Origin of the sequence: Bradyrhizobium sp. JYMT SZCCT0180, assembly GCF_018130165.1 — a bacterium.
In the GTDB taxonomy this organism is placed as follows: domain Bacteria; phylum Pseudomonadota; class Alphaproteobacteria; order Rhizobiales; family Xanthobacteraceae; genus Bradyrhizobium.
This window is the reverse complement of sequence record NZ_JAFCLZ010000009.1, coordinates 193,739-212,177: the sequence shown is the minus strand read 5'-3', so window position 1 is coordinate 212,177 and position 18,439 is coordinate 193,739. Positions and strand designations below refer to the sequence as shown.

Annotated in this window: 5 protein-coding genes; 1 reads left to right on the top strand and 4 read right to left on the bottom strand. The window is 60.5% G+C overall.

Annotated elements, in window-relative coordinates; all coding sequences use genetic code 11:
* Positions 1-40: 40 nt before the first annotated feature.
* The 4 genes from JQ641_RS15730 to JQ641_RS15715 all read right to left on the bottom strand — a co-directional run bounded on the left by JQ641_RS15730 (position 41) and on the right by JQ641_RS15715 (position 17,626).
* Positions 41-760 (bottom strand): hypothetical protein, encoded by a 720-nt coding sequence (locus JQ641_RS15730; protein ID WP_211996849.1) that lies wholly within the window; start codon positions 758-760, stop codon positions 41-43.
* A 573-nt stretch (positions 761-1,333) separates the two neighbouring features.
* Positions 1,334-15,892: a VCBS domain-containing protein gene (locus tag JQ641_RS15725; RefSeq protein ID WP_211996848.1), complete on the bottom strand. Its 14,559-nt coding sequence runs from the start codon at positions 15,890-15,892 to the stop codon at positions 1,334-1,336.
* 221 nt (positions 15,893-16,113) lie between these two features.
* Entirely contained in the window at positions 16,114-17,199 is a 1,086-nt protein-coding gene (locus JQ641_RS38690; RefSeq protein ID WP_192735977.1) for a helix-turn-helix transcriptional regulator, read from the bottom strand.
* Positions 17,200-17,425: 226 nt separating this feature from the next.
* Complete coding sequence (locus JQ641_RS15715; RefSeq protein WP_211996847.1) at positions 17,426-17,626, bottom strand: hypothetical protein; 201 nt, start codon at positions 17,624-17,626, stop codon at positions 17,426-17,428.
* A gap of 138 nt (positions 17,627-17,764) precedes the next feature.
* Between JQ641_RS15715 and JQ641_RS15710 the strand changes: the two genes are divergently transcribed.
* On the top strand, positions 17,765-18,400 hold the full coding sequence (locus JQ641_RS15710; RefSeq protein WP_502754964.1) for a DsbA family protein: 636 nt from the start codon (positions 17,765-17,767) through the stop codon (positions 18,398-18,400).
* Positions 18,401-18,439 lie beyond the last annotated feature (39 nt).

The following is an 18,439-nucleotide window of genomic DNA, read 5'->3' as shown; positions in this document are numbered from 1 at the left end:
CCGGCGGCCATGCGTCGGGTTGATCCGGAGCGGGACGACATCAGAACTGACCGGGCGGGAGCTTGAAAACGTCGGGGCTCTTGGTGTCGGCCACATAGAACAGCAGCAGGCCGGTCGGGGTCAGGACCCGCTGGTTGTTTTCCTTGGTCTCGAACGTTCCCTGCAGCAGCAGGATCACCGATCGATCCTTGGCATCGCTGCCGCGAAACATCAGGACTCCGCCGGCGACGGGCGTGTTGACGGCGATGGTATCGGGCTTGAAGCCTTCGCCCAGGAAGTGGGCGCGGAGAATATTGGCATTCGAGAACAGCTTCTCCGGCGTCATCGCCGGATCCGTCCCTTTCGACCAGACCGTGCCGACCTGAATGAGCGTCTTCGACTTGTAGCCGAACACGTAGGATACCTCGGCGGTCCCGCCGCTCGGCAGCAGGTCCGGAACGGCAAGCAATACGCTGCGGGTCAGTTCGGCCGGATTGTCCTGCGACTTGATCGCATCCGGCTTGACGCCGAAATCCTTGGTGATCGCCGCGCGGACATCCGCCTCGTTCATGCCGAATTTCGAAGAACGGAATCCATCGATCGCTTTGGCGGATTTTTCATCGGTCGCCGCCGCTGCCGCCGGCACCGTTGCCTCGGCCTGGGCTGCGGGCCTTGGCGCCGGCACTGCCTTCTGTTGCCTGGGCGCGCCCTGCCCGTACGCCGGGCCGGCAACGACAGATGCGATACCGCAAAATGCCAGAAACATCGAAAACTTGCGCATTCCAAAACCTTCCGAAACACCAGACATAAACTTTAGGCAACGCCGCAATTCGGTAACCGGAAATTAGCAATTGGCCTCGTTACCCCGTATTAATACCGCGTTCCCCAAGCCGAACATAGCGGCGATGGGAGAATGAGCACCGATGGCTAATATCGACGCGGATGCGTGGCAGGCCCGACACGAGTGCGCGCTGATGTGGCATGCTGCTCACTTCCGACAGCCGAGCCAAACGCCATCAGAGAATTTTGGATTGGCGATACAAATCAGCTGCTTATAGCGACAGCGCCGCAAGCCTCTGTCGATGCCTGGGAAGGTTCAGGCCGGTGGCATTCAGGCGAACCTGTCGATCGTTAATGTCGGTGGCAGCGAGAATTCGAACGATGTCGATTCTCATCCAGCGCACGATCAGATCGCCGCATCTCTCACGCGGCGCACACTCGCGTGGCATCGAAAAATCGGGATTCGCCCACTCAAAAAAGCCAGGAGACGGCGCGGCCCCAGCTGCAGACTGCGAAGAAGCCGCGCTTGGCGCGCGGCTTCAAGATCGCGATGCGTATGTTGCGCCGACTTCCATTAGCTCAGCAGGAAGTTGTTGTTGGTCAGCGTGCCCGTGTAGCCCTGCAGGCTGACGTCCATATCGCTTGTCCCGTCACCATTGGTGTCGATGTGGAGCAAGTCATTGCCCGCACCCAGGTTCTGCAGGTACGCCGAAGCCTGGCCACCGCCCGCGAAGGCCCCGCTGTCGATATACTCGATGTGGCCAACACCCGACACGCTGATTCCCGAGAAGGTGAAGCTGTCGTCGTCGGCATCGAAGTTATGGATGGTGTCGGCAGCGCCGGCAGCGGAATCTCCGATGCTGGCAAAGCGGAAGTTATCGTGACCAGCACTGGCCGTAACCTCATCGGCACCGGTGCCCGCGGTGATCGTCGTGTTCCCGGACGCCGTGTTGCTTATCGTAATACTGTCGAAGTTCGAGCTACCGTCAATATTTTCGGTGTTGGCGACCGTGACGCCAAACACGTTCATGTTGAAGTTGACGGTGTCGTTGCCGTCACCCATATCGATCACATTCGCCGGGCTACCTTGCAACGTCAGGGTGTCGTTCGAGGAACTTCCGCTGAGGAGATTGACGTTCCAGAGATTGTCGAACGAGTTGTCGCCGGCGCTCAGGTTCAGGACGTTGGCGGTACCTTCTCCCATATTGACCGTAACGCCGGACACGGTGTTCAGCAGCGTAATCGTATCGTTCGACGGGTTCAGGTTGCCGGTAAAGTCGCTGGCACTGAGGTTCTCGACGCCGTTGATGGTAAGCGAGTTGGTGCCATTGGCGAGCGAGACCGAGTCGTTTCCTCCGCCCAGATCGATCGCGATTCCGGTGACGACACTGGTCAGGCTCAGTTGATTATCTGAGGCCGAGCCGTTGATGTGCTCGATACCGACGGCGGAGAATGCTGCGACGTTTCCGGCAAGGACGAGTGTATCGTCGCCATTGCCGAGATCCACGGTGGTTCCGTTCGCAGCTGCGATCGCACCGGTAATCGTCAGCGTGTCGCCGCCTATGGTTCCGTTCACGAGGTTGACATCGTAGATGTTCGTGAACGAGTTCGGGCCGGCAGCCAAATTCATCGTATTGTTGCCGTTGCCGAGCGAGATGTTTACGCCGATCACCGTGCTCAGCAGGTTGAGCACGTCATTGACGCCTGGCGCGGCGCCGAAGTCCGATCCGCCGATGCTATCTACTCCCGTGATATTGAGCGTATTCGTGCCGCCGGCAAGGTTGAGAGTGTCATAGCCTGCGCCGAGGTCGACGATCAGTCCATTGGCATTGTTGGTGAGATTGGCGAACTCGTCTCCGCTGGTTCCATTCAGGTTCTCGACCCCGACCAAATTCAGCGTGGCTCCTCCATTGCTGACGATGACGGTGTCGGTTCCCAAGCCGAGATTGATCTGACGGCCGAAAACATTGTTACCGACCCTCAAGAAGTCGTCGCCGCCCGAGCCCGTTATCCCGCCATTGCCACTAAGCAGCTGACCCGAGATATCGATCGGACTGACCGATGTACCCGACGATAGCAGCACAATGGCGTCGCTGAAATTCAGCACCTCGACATTGGTGAGCGAGTCCGTTCCGTCGCCATTTCCCGAGGTATTCGCAACCTGAATCGTCCCGGTGCCCGTTATGTTGTAGAGGTTCTGAGCGCCGGTGAAGGTCACCAAGTCGGTGCCGGCACCACCATCGATAATGTCGCTGCCACCCTGGCCGGCGATACCATCATTGCCGTCGCCGGCGTTGATGGTATCGCCGCCGCCGCCGCCGAAGAAGAACTCGTTGTCGTTGCCGCCGGTGATGGTATCGACCGAATTCGATCCCTGGACGCTGTTTACTCCGGTGAAGGTATCCGTGCCGATCGCCGTACCAGTCGCGGTTCCCGCACCACCCGTGAGGGTCACCGATATCCCTGCGGAAGATTGGGAGTAGGAGATGCGCGTACTGCCATTACCGGTGATCGTATCGTCGCCGCCGAGACCTTCGAACTGGTTGAAGGTGCCCGTGTTGCCGATACCCACAAAGCCGGTCGCCACGTAAGTGTCGCCAAAGTTGCTTCCGTTGACGCTATTGACACCGGTGAAGGTATCGTTGCCGACCGAACTGTTCCCGCTGGTGGTTCCCGCCTGAAGGTTAATGCTCACACCGTCGGTGGCATTGTTGTAAGCAAGCCGCGTGTTGCCGTTGCCGGTGATGGTGTCGTTGCCGCCGAGGCCTTCAAACTGGTTGAAGGTGCCGCTGTTGCCGACATTGAGGGCGCCCACAATACCAAAACCGGTGGCGACGAAGACGTCGTTGAAGTTGGTCGCTTGAACAGACTCGATCGCGCGAAGCGTATCGTTACCGACCGATGCGTCGCCCGTTACCGTACCCGCCGCAAAGTTGACGGTTATCGCGCCGGTCGAGAAATAGATGTTGTTGTAGGTTGCAATGTCGAAGCCGCCGCGGCCGTCGATCAAGTCGTCACCCGCCCCTCCGAAGAAAGTTTCGTTGATGGTGACGCTGTTGCTGCCGCGCAAGGTATCGTTGAACATCGACGCCTGAATGGCATTGACGCCAGAGAAGGTGTCATGACCGGTCGACGCGTCGCCATCCGCGATGCCGGTGCCTGCCGTACCGCTGCCAGGCGTGATACCGTTGTGTTGCAGGTCGACAACGACACCACCGGTCGCGTTGATGTAGGTAACCCGCGTAGCAAAGTTACCGATGATGTTGTCGTCACCTCCCATGCCGTTGAATTCGTTGAAGGTGCCGTTGGATCCGGCATTGGTGCTGGCGCCGGAGAAATTGAACGCATTGAACGTATCCGCCTCGTTCGAACCGCGCACGGACTCGACCGAGATAAGCGTATCCGTACCGACCGTCGTGGCATCGCCTGTCACGGTTCCTGCGGCCAATTGGACGTTGATGCCCCCGACCGCCAATGGGTCCAGTGCATAATCCGCGCGGTCGAAGCCGGCACGGCCATCGATCGTGTCATTGCCGGCGCGGCCTTCGAAAACTTCGACCGTACCGTTGGCATTGGTGCTGCCGAGCAACTGGTCGGCATGTCCGGACCCGACGACGGTCGCAAATCCCGAACCGACAAGGGTGTCATTACCATCACCGCCGGTTGCAGTGTGCGCCATGAGGTCGACGGCAACGCTGTTCACCGCGTTGACGTAGGAAATCCGCGTCAGCAATGCGCCCTGGCTGCCGACGGCGCTGGTGATGGTGTCGTCTCCGCCGCCACCTTCCAATTCGTGGAAGCCGACGGGGGTGCCCGCGATGCCTGTATCGCCGCTGAACCCTGCCCCGTTCAGCGTGTCGGCGAACGCACTGCCAACGATGCCTTCGATATTGAGGAGCGTGTCGCTGCCGACCCCTGCTCCCGACACCGTGCCTGCCGCGAGATTGGCAGTGATGCCAGCCGTCGCATCGCTATAGACTGCGCGATCGAGCCCCGAACCGCCGTCGAGCGTATCGTTGCCGTCAAGGCCCTGCAGCCGGTCGTTGCCGCCGAGACCCTGAATGAGGTCGTCGCCGGACGAGCCGGTCAGCGTGTTGGCGTTGGCGTCGCCGACGATAGCGCCGAAGATGAAGTCGCTCGCCACGAGGTTCGCGGCCGTCACGTTCTGCAGGGTGATGCTGTCGCTGCCGAAGGTCAGCACCGTGTTGCCACCGACCTGAGCCGCATGTGCCTGAACGTCGGCAATGCTGTAGATGCCGTTCATGCCTGTCAGGTCAATCTGCTTGCCTAAGCCGAGGACAAAGTCCGTGACGGTGTCCGCGCCGGTGCCGGTTGCGAAGACGAACTTGTCGGCTCCCGCGCCGCCGCTGAGGACGTCGTTGCCGGCGCCCCCGGAGATCGTGTCGTTGCCGTTCTGGCCCGAGAGATTGTCTGAGCTGGCGGTGCCAACGATGGTGTCGTTGAAGTTCGATCCGAAGACGTTGAAGACGCCGCCCGTGATGGTATCGGTGCCGACAGATCCGTCACCGGTGGCAATACCGGTTGTGAGATTGACGTTTACGGCTGCACTTGCATTGGCATACGAGATCTGGGTGTTGCCGTTGCCGGTGATGGTGTCGTTTCCGGCAAGGCCCTGGAACTGGTTGAAGTTGCCATTGCTGTCGCTGACGTTCAGTGCCCCCGCCTGGCCATAGCCGGTCGCCACGTACGTATCGTTGAAGTTGGTGCCTTGAACGCTCTCGATCGAGCGCAGCGTATCGGTTCCAACCGAGGCATTCCCGGTGACGACACCGAAAGCCATGTCGACGCTGACACCACCGGTCGTGTTGAACCCTGCGTAGAGCGCCGTGTCGAAGCCACCCCGGCCGTTATTGAGATCGTTGCCGGCCAGACCAAGGAAGACGTCGCCATTCGCGCTGCCAAGGAGAGTGTCTCCGAAGGCCGAACCGTTGACGCTGTTGACGCCCGTGAAGGTATCCGTGCCAACCGAGGCATCGCCGGTCGCCGTGCCCGCAGCAAAGTCGACGGTCACTCCGGAAGTCGCGTTGGTATAAACAAGCCGCGTGTTGTTGTTACCGGTGATGACGTCGTTACCACCCAATCCTTCGAATTGGTTGAAGGTGCCGTTGCTGCTGCTGAAGTTCAGCGCCCCCATGGCGCCATAGCCGCTCGCATCGTAGTTGTCCGCCAGCATCGTGCCCTGGACAGCTTCAATGTTGCGCAGGGTATCCGTACCGATCGACGCGTCGCCGGAGGCGGTGCCCGCTCCCATGTCGACGGTGACGCCACTGGTGACGGTGCTCAGGCTGTTGTAGCCCGCGGTATCAAACCCGCCGCGACCGTCGATGAAGTCGTTGCCGCCAAGTCCGGTAAGCGTGTTGCCGAAGCTGCTGCCCAGCAGCGTGTCGCCAAACATGGAGCCCTGGACGGCATTGACGCCGGTAAAGCTGTCGGTCCCTTCGGTGGCGCTGGTGGCGACACCGGCGACGGTAACCCCGTTGGTTGTTCCAGGCGTGCTCGTCTCGAGATCGACGCTGACGCTGCTGGCCGCGCTCTGGTAGTTGAGCCGGGTGCTGCCGTTACCGATGATCGTATCGTTGCCGGCCGCTCCGCCGAAATCGTTGAAGCCTCCGTTATAGCCGACATTGGCGCCGACGCTTCCAAAGCCAGTCGCATCGAATATGTCATCAAAGATGGTGCCGCGGGCCGCTTCGACGTTGCGGAGCGTGTCGGTGCCCACGGAGGCGTCGCCGGTCACAACCCCGTTTGCAAGCTGGATCACGATGCCCGACGTCGTCACCGGATTATTGTTGTAGTTGACCTGGTCAAAGCCGCCACGACCGTCGATGTAGTCGTCACCCGCGCGACCCTCAAAGGTCTCATAAGTGAAGAGCGGGTTATCGCTGCCGTAGAACGTATCGTTATGGTTCGACCCAATGATCGAATTGACGTTCGTGAGCGTGTCGTGGCCCACGCTCACATTGCCGTCAGCGGTACCCGCAGCCAGGTCCACCGTCACACCGCTGGTTGCGTCGATATAGGTGGCGCGGGTGGTCATTTGACCGAGTGCATTCACGGTGCCGATGATGGTGTCATCGCCGCCGCGGCCTTCGAAATCGTCCTGGCCGACAACGGTGCTAGGTACGCCGACCGAGCCCGTGAACCCGGCACCATTGAAGGTATCGGCGAAGTCACTGCCGGTGACGGCCTCGATGCCGGTCAGCGTGTCGCTGCCGACATCCGGGCCCGTAACGGTGCCGGCCGCCAGGTTGACCGTGATGCCGCCAGTGGCGTCGCTGTAATCTGCCCGATCAAAGCCGAGCCCACCATCGAGGCTGTCATTGCCGGCCAGACCTTTCAGCAAATCATTGCCGCCCAGGCCGTTCAGCGTGTCAGCTTCGGAAGTTCCAATCAACGTATTGTCGTCGCTGCCACCACTCAGGGTGACACCGGTCACGTCAGCCACGCCAATGGTGAAGTTCTTGTCGAAGGTGTTGCCACCGCCGTCCGTTACCCGGACCGTGATCTGATGCGAGGTTGCCGTTTCAAAGTCCAGCGCGCCGGCGACGACGATCTGGCCGTTGCTGACGGCGAAGCGGCCACCCGCATTGCCGGTCAATGTGTAGGTAGCGGAATCGCCCGCGTCCGGATCGACGTCCGAGAGCGTACCGACGACCGTTCCATTGGCGCTGCCCTCGGCGATCGTGTCGCCGCTGAGCCCGATATTGGTCGGTGCCTCGTTGACGTTGGTGACACTGATCGTGACCGCCCTGGTGCTGGACAGAGTCCCTCCGTCGGTCGCGACGACGTTGATGCTGTAGGAGTTCTTGAGCTCGTAATCGGCAGAATTCCTAAGCGTAACCTGGCCGGTCGCGTCAATGTCGAAAGCCGCGGCATCGGTGCCTGCCAGACTCCATGCGATCGTGGAATTCGGTCCGGCCGCATCCTGATCGCTCGCCACTGCCTGATAGACCACGGTGCTGGTTGCCGCGTTCTCGGCGACGCTGCCCGTCGCACCCGAGATTACCGTGGGTGCATCGTTCGCGTCGGTGACACCGATGTTAAACAGCTTGTCGTACGTTGCGCCGCTGGCGTCAGTAACGCGCACCGTCACCTGCTGTGATGCACCGGCCTCGTAGTCGATCGGACCGGCGACGACGAGATCGTTGCCGTTGATCGCAAACATCCCGTTGGGATTGACGACGCTGAAGGTGAGGATGTCACCGGCATCCGGATCGGTGCCGGACAAGGTGCCGACAACGGTTCCAGCCGTCGTGTTTTCCGCGATGGAGGACCCGACCAGCGAAATGTCTGTAGGCGTGTGGTTGACGCCGGAGGTGACGAAGTTGGCGTCGGTGAGCGTGCCGTTCAGGCCATTGAGGGTGATCTCCATGTCACCCGCGCCAATCTGCCCGTCACCGTCGACGTCGATTTGCAGAATGTTGCCGTTGAGGCGGGCTTCGGAATGGAAGTCCCCTGGCGAGCCGGTGAACACGCCGTTGCTGACGAAATGGATCTGCCCGGCCAGGCCAGCGACGTGATCGAGCACGAACGTATCGTTGGCGACGTTGAAGTCGTTGACGGTTTCGCCTCCCCCGATCCCGGCTTGCGCTGCGCTGGTGTAGCGGATGTTGTCCTGTCCGGCGCTGGCGGTGATGAAATCCGAACCCATCCCACCAGTGACCGTGGTCGTTCCGGAGGTATTGGCGATCGTGATGGTGTCGTTGAACGTGCTGCCGTTGACGTTCTCGACGTTCTTGACGGTGACGCCGGTGGCGATGACGCCAAGGTTCAGCGTGTCGATACCAGCACCGAGGTCGATGGTGCTGCCGGCGGCGTTCTCGAGCGTTGTGAGCACATCGGCCGACGCCGTGCCGTTGATGGTCTGGAGGCCGTAACCCAGAACTGAATTGGTTCCGGCCGCGAGGTTAAGGGTATTGTTCCCGTCGCCGAGATTGATGAGAATGCCGCTGACATTATTGAGCAATGTCAGCGTATCGTCGGACGGATTCAACCCGCCGAAATCGTTGCCGCTGATGGCTTCGACGTCCACTACGCCGACAGAGTTCACGCCGTTGGCGAGGTTGACGCTGTCGTTGCCGGCACCGAGATTGAACGTCACTCCCGTCACTGCGTTCTGCAAGGTAATGAAATTGTCGCCCGTTCCACCCGTTACGTTCTCGACGCCGGACAGCCCAAGGGTATTGAACGCATTGGTCAGGATCAGCGTGTCAGTTCCGTCCCCGAGATTGACCGTGGACTGAAACAGTCCGTTGACGACGGTAAGCGTATCGGCGGACGACGTGCCGTTGATGGTGTTGGTGCCAAAGGCGTTGACAAGCGAGTTGCTACCCGCCGCCAGATTGATCGTGTTGCTTCCAAGGCCGAGATTGATCGTGAGGCCGCTGACAAGGTTCGTCAGCGTGAGCGTATCGTTACTGGTCCCGACCTCGTTGACGCCGAGATTATCGACATTGACGACACTTACCGTGTTGGCGCCCATGGCCAGGTTAACGTTGTCGTTGTTGCCGGTGCCGAGATCGATCGCGAGGCCGTTGACGTTCGTGATCATGCCGACAAAATCGTCACCGCCGGTGCCTTTCAGGTTCTCCACGCCGGCGAGGTTGAGGTTGTAACCGCCGGTGATACCGAGCGTGATCGTATCGCCGGTACCTGCTCCGAGATCGATCAGGCGGTTGGAGAGCTGCTGCCCGATTGTCAAGAAGTCATTGTTCGAGCCGGTCGCTGTCGTGACCATCAGGCCCCCAACAAAGTTCAACCCTGTCACGTTGACCTGTGAACCCGAGGTGCCCGACGCCGTCAGCAGATAGCGCGCGCTGAACTGCAGAACTTCGACATCGGTGAAGGTGTCAGTCCCGTCAGGCCCGGAGATCGTACCCGTGCCGGCACCCGTGACGGTGACCGCGTAAGATGGATACGCGGCGGAATAAACCGCCATGTCGGCAAAGCCGCTGCCGCCATCGATTGTATCGTTTCCGGCGCCACCGGTGATGGTGTCGCTGCCCTCGCCTCCGTTGATCGTGTCGTCACCGGCGCCGCCATCGAAGATGTTGTTGGTGCCGTCGCCTGTGATGCTGTCGCCGAAAGCCGATCCGGTGATGCTGTTGACAAGGGTAAAGGTGTCCGTGCCGACCGACGAATTGCCGACAACCGTGCCGGTGCCTGCACCCGTGAATACGACGGTGACGCCAGCTGTTGCGTTGAAATAGCCCAGGCGCGTATTGCCATTACCGGTGATGTTGTCGTCGCCGCCGAGGCCTTCGAACTGGTTGAAGTTGGCGCTGCTGTTGCTGAAGTTGAGCGCACCCGCCTGACCGTACCCCGTCGCAATGAACGTGTCGGCGTAGCCGGTGCCCTGAATGCCCTCGATCGAGCGCAGAGTGTCGCTGCCGATCGAAGTGTCGCCAACCGTGGTGGCAACGGCGGTGCCTGCCGCAAGGTTGACGGTGACGCCACTCGTCCCCAGCCCGAGGCTGTTGTAGCTGGCGGTGTCGAAACCGCCGCGGCCATCGATAACGTCATTGCCGCCGAGGCCGGTAAAGGTATTGTTGAAGTTGCTGCCCAGGAACGTATCGTCAAAGACCGACCCCTGAACGGCGTTTACGCCGGTAAATGTGTCGGTGCCCTCCGTGGCGCCATTGGCGGAGCCGGCCACGGTCAGCGCGTTGGTTGCCGCACCGCTGATATCGAGGTTGACCGAGACGGCAGCTCCTGCGAGCGAATAGCTGATGCGGGTTGCGCCGTTGCCGATGATCTGGTCGTTGCCGCCGGCACCCGCGAAATCGTTGAAGGTTCCGGACGAGCCGATGTTGACGGCACCCGCGCCGCCAAAATTGCTGGCGTCGAACAGATCGTCGAAATTCGTGCCGCGCGCGGCTTCCACGGAGCGAAGCGTATCAGTCCCCACCGAGGCGTCGCCGGTCACGGTTCCCGCGGCCAGGCGGATCACGATGCCGGATGTTGTGGCCACATCGTTGTTGTAGGTGACCTGGTCATAGCCGCCGCGGCCGTCGATGAAATCGTCGCCGGCACGACCCTCATAGGTCTCATAGGTACCAAAGCCGTTGTCGCTGCCGCGCAGGGTGTCGTTGTAAGCCGAACCCCAGAGCGTCGAAATGTTCGTGAGTGTATCATGGCCAACCGACGCGTCGCCGTCCGCGACCCCTAGAGCGAGGTCCGCCGTAACAGCGCCCGTCGCAGAGAGGTAATTGGCGCGCGTTACCTTCTGTCCCAGCGCGTTGACGGTACCAATGATGGTGTCGTTGCCGCCTTTGCCTTCAAAATCGTTCTGGCCGATGCTTGATCCGGGAAGGCCGTTTACTTCCGCAAATCCGGTCGCATTGTAAGTGTCGTTAAAGTTGCTACCGACGGCACCTTCGATGCTTACCAGAGTATCGTTGCCGTCGGCACCAGACACGGTATGTGCGGTGAGGTTGACGGTAACGCTGCCCGTCGCATCGGCATAGGACGCGCGATCGTAGCTGTTGCCGCCGTTCAGGATATCATCGCCGGCGCCACCGGTCAGCGTATCCTTGCCGTCGTCACCATAGAGTTTGTCGTCGCCGTCGCCGCCAAAGAGCTTGTCGTTGCCGTCGCTGCCATGGATCGTGTCCTTGCCGCCAAGGCCGCTGAGCGTATCGTTGCCGTCGAGACCGTCGATGACGTCGTTGCCGCCGGCACCTGTGATCGTGTCATTGCCGAGCGTACCGACCTCGGAGCCGTCGGGATCGCCAACAGGAGCGTTGGAAATGGCAGTGGATAGGTTCGTGCCGGTGTTGTTGGCGATGGCGTCAGCAAAAGTGGCGCCGCCAGTACCCGCAGCGGCCGCCGCGAGTTGATCCGTTCCCTGTCCAAGTGCCACAGTAGCCGCTTGAGCCAGGCCCGTCAGAACTGCCAGCGGATCACCTGTACCGGCCGCGGCGCTGGCGATAGCTGTATTGGCCGCCGACACGACTTGCGTCGCGGCGTTGACTGCCGCGGGGTCCGCGTCCGGTGCCGCATTCTGGATAATCGAGGTCAAGGTTACGGTATTTGTCAGATTAACCGTACCGCCCGCTGCACCGGAAATCGCGCTTGCTACCGCGGACACAACATCCGCTCCTGTAGTATCCGACCCTGCCGCCGCGGTGATCTGCGCGATCGTCGTCTGAACTTGAATGCCTGCCGCCAAAATCTTGGTTGCGGCAGCAGCGCCGGAACCGCCTTCTGCGGCGGCAGCGACCGGATCGAATGTCTGCAGGTCGACGGCGCCAAGCCCGAACGCGTTCAGCACGGCGGTCTGCGCGATCGCGATGTCAGCCGCACTCGACGAGGCCGCCAGCGCCGCTACCAGCGTTGTCAGGGGTGTAATGACGGTCGAGCCGGCAACTGCGCTGAGTGTGCCGTGGAACGCCAGACCGGTGGAAACGTCGGTGCCGCCGAACATGACCAGCTTGCCGCCGCCCGCGCCGGTAATCGTAAATGTTCCGTCAGCCGCCGTGGTTGCGGATGCCTCCACACCAACGTCGAACTCGCCGTCACCGTCGTCGTCGGAGAATACGGTCGCGCCCGAAATGTAGCCGTCGACGACGCGCGAGCTGAATGAATCGGGGTCCGGCGCCACGTTGACGGTGACATCGATCGAGGTCGTTGCAACGCTGGCCCCATCGAAGGACCTGGCCGTCACATGCAGGTGGAACGGTCCCGATGCGCCGACGGTATTCGCCGTCCCTGGCTGCATCTTCAGACCGTCAAGCTGATCTGCGGGAACGAGCCAGTAATCACCGTCCTCGTTATAGACGCCGGCGGATAACACATAACCACCGGTGACGCCGCTGATGGTCACGGCACCGAGGGTCTCCGAACTGTCGGTGAGCGCCAGATGCAGATTGAGCGGAATCGCAGCGGTCGATGCATCCACGTCGATGGGGTCCAAAGGACCAGTGAGGGTCGGCGCGTCCGCGACGCCGGCCACGTGCACGGTCAACGTCTGCACGGCAGTCGACAGTTGCGAGCTTGTCGCCGTATCCGTGCTGGTTGCGGTGACCGACAGATTGATGGTGCCGGAGAAGTCGGACGCAGGGTTAAGGGCAAGGCCCGCCAGATCCGAACCGCTGAGGTGCCAGATGCTGCTGTCGCCGGCGTCGACCGTGCCATTGTTGAGCGTTGCACCGGCAGGAACGCCGGTGATGGTCAGAGACAAGGCCGAGCCGGAATCGACCAGCGCCGACGAGATCGACAGCGGAATCGCGTTGTCCTCAGCACCGTTGGCTGTCGCGACGCTCAGAGTCGGGGCATCCTGCGCGCCATGAATGTTGAAGCTTACCTGCTGGGGCGTACCGTCCAACGACGTGATCGTGAAGGTGTCGACATGGGTGGCGTTCGGGCCAAGCGACTGGGTGGCGCTGTTGGCGACCGAATAGGTGTAGGAGCCATCGGCACCAAAGGTCAGCGTGCCTAAGTTTCCGGCCACGCCGGTTGCGCCCGCCTGGAACGAGCCTTGGCCCTGATCGTCGTCGGAAACGGAGAGCACTCCGGAGAGGCTCAGATTGCCACCGACGACGTTTACCTCTTCGGTAACGTCGACAAGCACTGGTGTTCCGATCACCGCGGCATCGTTGCTGCCGTGAATCGTGAAGCTGAGCTGCTTGGGGGTGCCGTCCTGCGACTGTACCGTGAACGTATCGGTCCTGGTAACGCCAGCGCCCATCGACTGGGTGGCGCTGTTGGCAACTGAATACGTGTAGTCACCATTGGCGGCGAGCGTCAGTGAACCGAGATTCCCAGCACCCGGGCTGACACTGGTCTGGAACGAACCCTCGCCCTGATCGGCGTCGAAAATCGAAAGTGTGCCGGAGAGGCTCAGATTGCCACCAACGACATTGGCATCCTCGGTGACGTCGACGACGGTCGGCGTTCCGATTACCGCGGAATCATTGACGCCGTGGATCGTGAAACTGACCTGCTGGGTGGTGTTATCCAGCGACTTGACCGTGAACGTATCGACATGGGTGACGTTGGCGCCGAGCGACTGCGTCGCGCTGTTGGGGACCGAATAGGTGTAGGCGCCGTTGGCGCCGAGCGTAAGCGAGCCGAGAGCCGTGCCGACTGCTGTAACGGTGGTCTGAAACGAACCCTGCCCCTGGTCGGCATCGGTAACCAACAGCGTGCCGGAGAGCGACAGGTTGCCATCCTCGGTTACGTCGACGACCGCGGGTGTTCCGATCACCGCCGCGTCGTTGGTACCGTTGATTGTAAAAAGCACCTGCTTGGTTGTGCCATCCAGCGAGGTGACGGTGAAAGTATCGACCTTGGTGCTGCCAGCGCCCAGCGATTGGGTGAGGCCGTTGGCTACCGTGTAGGTGTAGCTGCCGTTGCTGGACAGCGAGAGCGTGCCGAGATTTCCCACAGCCGAACTGACCGTGGTTTGGAACGCGGCCTGCCCTGCACCATCGGAATCGGAGATCGAGATCGTGCCGCTCGCCGTAAGATCCGGCGTCGTGGCGTCCTCAGTCACGCTCGTAACGGTCGGGTTACCGATCACCGCAGGTTGGTTGGTAGAGGTCGGACCATGGACGACGAATGTGACCTGCTTGGTCGTGCCGTCAAACGAGGTGACCGTGAAGGTATCGATCTTGGTGCCGCCGAAGCCGAGTTGCTCAGCCGCGCTTTCCGGCACGGTGTAGCTGTAGGTGCCGTTGCTGTTGAGCGAGAGATTGCCGATATTGCCCGCCGCCGAAACCACCGTCGTTTTGAACGACGCCTGGTTCTGATCGACATCCGAGATCGAGATCGAGCCCGTCGCGCTCAACGTCGTCTGATTGGGATCGGCGGTAACGTCGCGATGGGTCGGCGTACCGATCACCGCAGCGTCGTTGGTACCGTGGATCGTGAAGGAGACCTGCTTGGTGGTACCGTCCTTCGAGGTAATCGTAAACGTATCGACCTTGGTGTCGCCGGCGCCGAGATACTGCACCGCGGAACCCGCAACAAGATAGCCGTAGCTGCCGTTGGGCATCAGCACCAAAGTGCCGAGCGCGCCCTGGCCACTGATCATTGCCGCCTTGAACGAGGCTTCGCCCTGGTCAGCGTCCGTAATCGAGATCGATCCGAAGGCATACAGGATCGGCTGGGTGGCGTCCTCGGTCACGTTGCTGACGGTCGGCGTGCCGATCACCGCAGCGTCGTTGATGCCGGTGATGACGAAACTCACCTGCTTGCTAGTGCCGTCAACCGAAGCAATCGTGAACGTTTCAGTTTTGGTGACGCCTACGCTGAGATAGCCCACGGCACTCTTGGCGACCGAATAGGTGTACGACCCGTCCGCGTTGAGCGACAGCGCTCCCAGATTGGTGCCTACCGAACTCACCGTGGTCTTGAACCCGGCTTGCCCCTGATCGACATCCGAAACCGAGATCATGCCGGTTGCCGTCAATGACGATCCGCCCGTGTCGGTCGTGTTGCGCACGGTCGGCGTGCCGATCACGGCGCTATCATTCTTGCCTTGAATTGTGAAACTGATCTGTTTGGTGGTGCCGTCAAGCGCCGTCACGGTGAAGGTTTCGGTCTTGGTGTCGTTGGCGCCGAGATACTGCGTGGCAGAATTGGAAACCGAGTAGGTGTACGATCCATTCGCGGCGATCGTCAGCGTTCCAAGATTGGCACCGACTGAAGTCACCTGCGTCTTGAAGGAGGCCTCGCCCTGATCGACATCCGAGATCGACAGCGTACCCGTGGACTTGAGATTGCTGCCGGAAACACCGGTATCCTCGGTGACCTGCGAATTGGTCGGCGTGCCGATCGCCGCGGCATCGTTGGTGCCCTTGATCGTGAAGCTAATTTGCTTGGTTGTGCCGTCGATCGACGTCACCGTGAAGGTCTCGACCTTGGTCTTGCCGGCCCCCAGATATTGAACGGCGCTGTTGGCGACCGAGTAAGTGTAGGTCCCGTCCGCGGCAAGCGTCAGCGTTCCCAGAGTGCCTGTGGCTTTCTTCACCGTGGTCTTGAAAAAAGCCTGTCCGGGGTTGGCATCGCTGATCGGGATGAATCCAGCGGCTGTCAGGAACGGCAAGCTCGCGTCTTCGGTGACTTCGTTGTTGCTCGGTGAACCAATGACCGCCGGTGTATTTGCCATAGCACTAACCCCACGAAAAATCGGTTGGTCTGACGTTGTCAGATCAATCCACTGCTTTTGATTGGTTGTTGTTCAAAGCCCCAACGGGCCTGTATGAGTTTTTCGAAATAAATTTTAGAATTGCTTTTGATGTAGTCTTTAGAAATCGTCGCGGTCAAGTCAAGCCACGCGTCAACAACAAAATAGCCTCCCCCAAATGGGTTAGGCGTTAACCAGTGATCCTACGTGACTTGATTGATCGTTACGCCGAGCAAGCTGACCAATTCCGCTTGCCGCTGCACTCCTGTTTTTTGAAACACTGATTTCAGGTGCGATCGAATCGTGTTCTGGGCTATTCCGGTTGTGGACGAAATCTGTTCGATGGATTTGCCTTCGGTGATCTGACTCGCCGTACGCGCCTCCGCCGGTGTGAGATCAAAAAGGGCCTGCAACAATGGCGACGCCGGGCTGGTGCTCGGCACCATCGACGTGATGAAAACGATCGACAAGGCTCCGGTGAAAACATCCCGTCCACCGCCGTGCAAGGGCACGACGTGGGCGACAAAAGCCGGGTCAGTCTTGGTAGCTCGGACCGGAATGGACCGGCCGATTCCATTGGAGGAACGCCCGCCGCGCGAAATGGCTTCCATCAACAATGTCTGAGCCGGTTCGGACGTGAATTGAATGAGGTTTCCCGCGCCGACGCGCACATGCCCCTTGCTGGCGAGGAAACCCGCATTGGCCGAGATAACGCGACCGGTGGACGCCAACGCCGCAGCCGGCAAGCCGATCGCCTCCAGCGTCGCGACCGTCGATATCGCCCGGTCCAGTCCCAGTCGCGCCGAGAGGACCGATGCCCGGGCAAGATGCGGACGCAAATGATCCAAAGTCTCCGCAACCGATCGCGGCACCGGCCCCTTGCTGTGAGCCTTCTCGATCGAGAACACCAGCGTGTCGCCGGCCGGTGAACGTATCGACGTTCCAACGCACCATCCAAGTCCACGGGGGCGTAACAGTTCGGTATAAAAATCGGAGGCGTCGATCTCCTCCATCGTCAACTCGTCCAGATCAGTCAGGAACCTCGGCTCGTCGATCGGAACGAGGCGCTGGCCGCGTGGATTGTCGAGATACCATTTGCTGCCGGTCCATTCCGCGATGAACGCCTCGATGGATCTGGATGACAGCCATCTGGGATCCCCAGGGCCAGCTGCGAACAGCAGCGTACCCTCGGCATCGGCAATTTCCGCCAGGCGATCGAGAATGGATCGCCATTTTTCCGGAACGACCGCCGCTTCATAGATCTCGTCTATGAATGGATCTATCGCCACTGCACCCTCACCCTTCTTTGCCCGCCGGCTTTACAAGCCAGTTCGTCCGGCATGAATGGATTGCCGGAATTTCCCGGTCAACTGCGATCGTCGATCATCGTAAGCAAGCACGATTAATTCAACCGTGCGGATCGCAGGCCGTTACCTTGTACACATCTCCCGCGAGTGAGTATGTCCAACTCTGGTAGCCCGACCATGCGGACGGCATCCGTAGTTCTACGTGATCTCACTGAAAAATCTGCTGTGGGTCTGTCGCCGTCACGGTCTCGAAAAGCACTGATCCATTTCCGGCAAGGCGGGTGAGCTCGGAAGTTCCGGAAACTTCCGCAGCAATAAACCCTGAGAGGTCTGCAGCCACCCCATCGACTTCAGAACGTTTGCTGCACGCGTCGGCGACGGAGCGCTGACCAGGGATTTCGGCAGCCATGACGGCGCGTTAGCTACACGTGGCCGGTCGCTGCTGTGACACATCCGGCTTTCGTCTTTGCCTGTTGAAGAATATAGATAATTTCAGGCACGGAAGAACCGGATAGACTCTCCCCACCCATCAATTTGGAATAACCCGTTGAACGCCCCTCGCTGCATCGCTTTTGTTGCCCTGCTCGCTTTCACCGCGCCGTTTTCCGCAGGCCCCGCCGTCGCCCAGAGCACGATGGCGGCGGCTGTCGCCAAGCCGGTGTCGCTGCCGGACATCGCGATCGGATCGCCGAAGGCGCCGGTGACCATCACCGAATACGCGTCGATGAGCTGCTCGCATTGCGCCGCCTTCGGCGAGAACGTCTTTCCGATGCTGCGTTCCAAATATATCGACACCGGCAAGGTCCGCTTCGTCTTCCGCGAGTTCCCGCTCGACGTCGCGGCTGCGGCGGCCTCGATGCTGGCGCGCTGCATCGCCAGGAACGATTCGGAAAAATATTTCGGTGTCATCGAGACCCTGTTCAAGCTGCAGGACCGACTGATCGCGCGGACCAAGGAAACGCTGAACTTGGTCGGCAAGCTGAACGGGATGAGCGAACAGGACGTGACGACCTGCGAGAGGGATCAGGCGATGCTCGACAAGCTCGCAGCGGATCAGAAATACGCCCATGAGACCCTCAAGGTGGATTCAACGCCGACTTTCTTCCTCAATGGCGAGCGGTTGAAAGGCTCGATGTCATTCGAGGAACTGGAGCAACGGATCAAGCCGCTGCTGAAGAAATAGCGCCGGCCCCCGCGCCTCCCCTTGTTCTGCGCTGCGCCG

Excerpts from the sequence above, each read along its gene's own strand:
- JQ641_RS15715 (WP_211996847.1), bottom strand. The coding sequence starts at position 17,626 with ATGGCTGCCGAAATCCCTGGTCAGCGCTCCGTCGCCGACGCGTGCAGC.
- JQ641_RS15725 (WP_211996848.1), bottom strand. The coding sequence starts at position 15,892 with ATGGCAAATACACCGGCGGTCATTGGTTCACCGAGCAACAACGAAGTC.
- JQ641_RS15730 (WP_211996849.1), bottom strand. The coding sequence starts at position 760 with ATGCGCAAGTTTTCGATGTTTCTGGCATTTTGCGGTATCGCATCTGTC.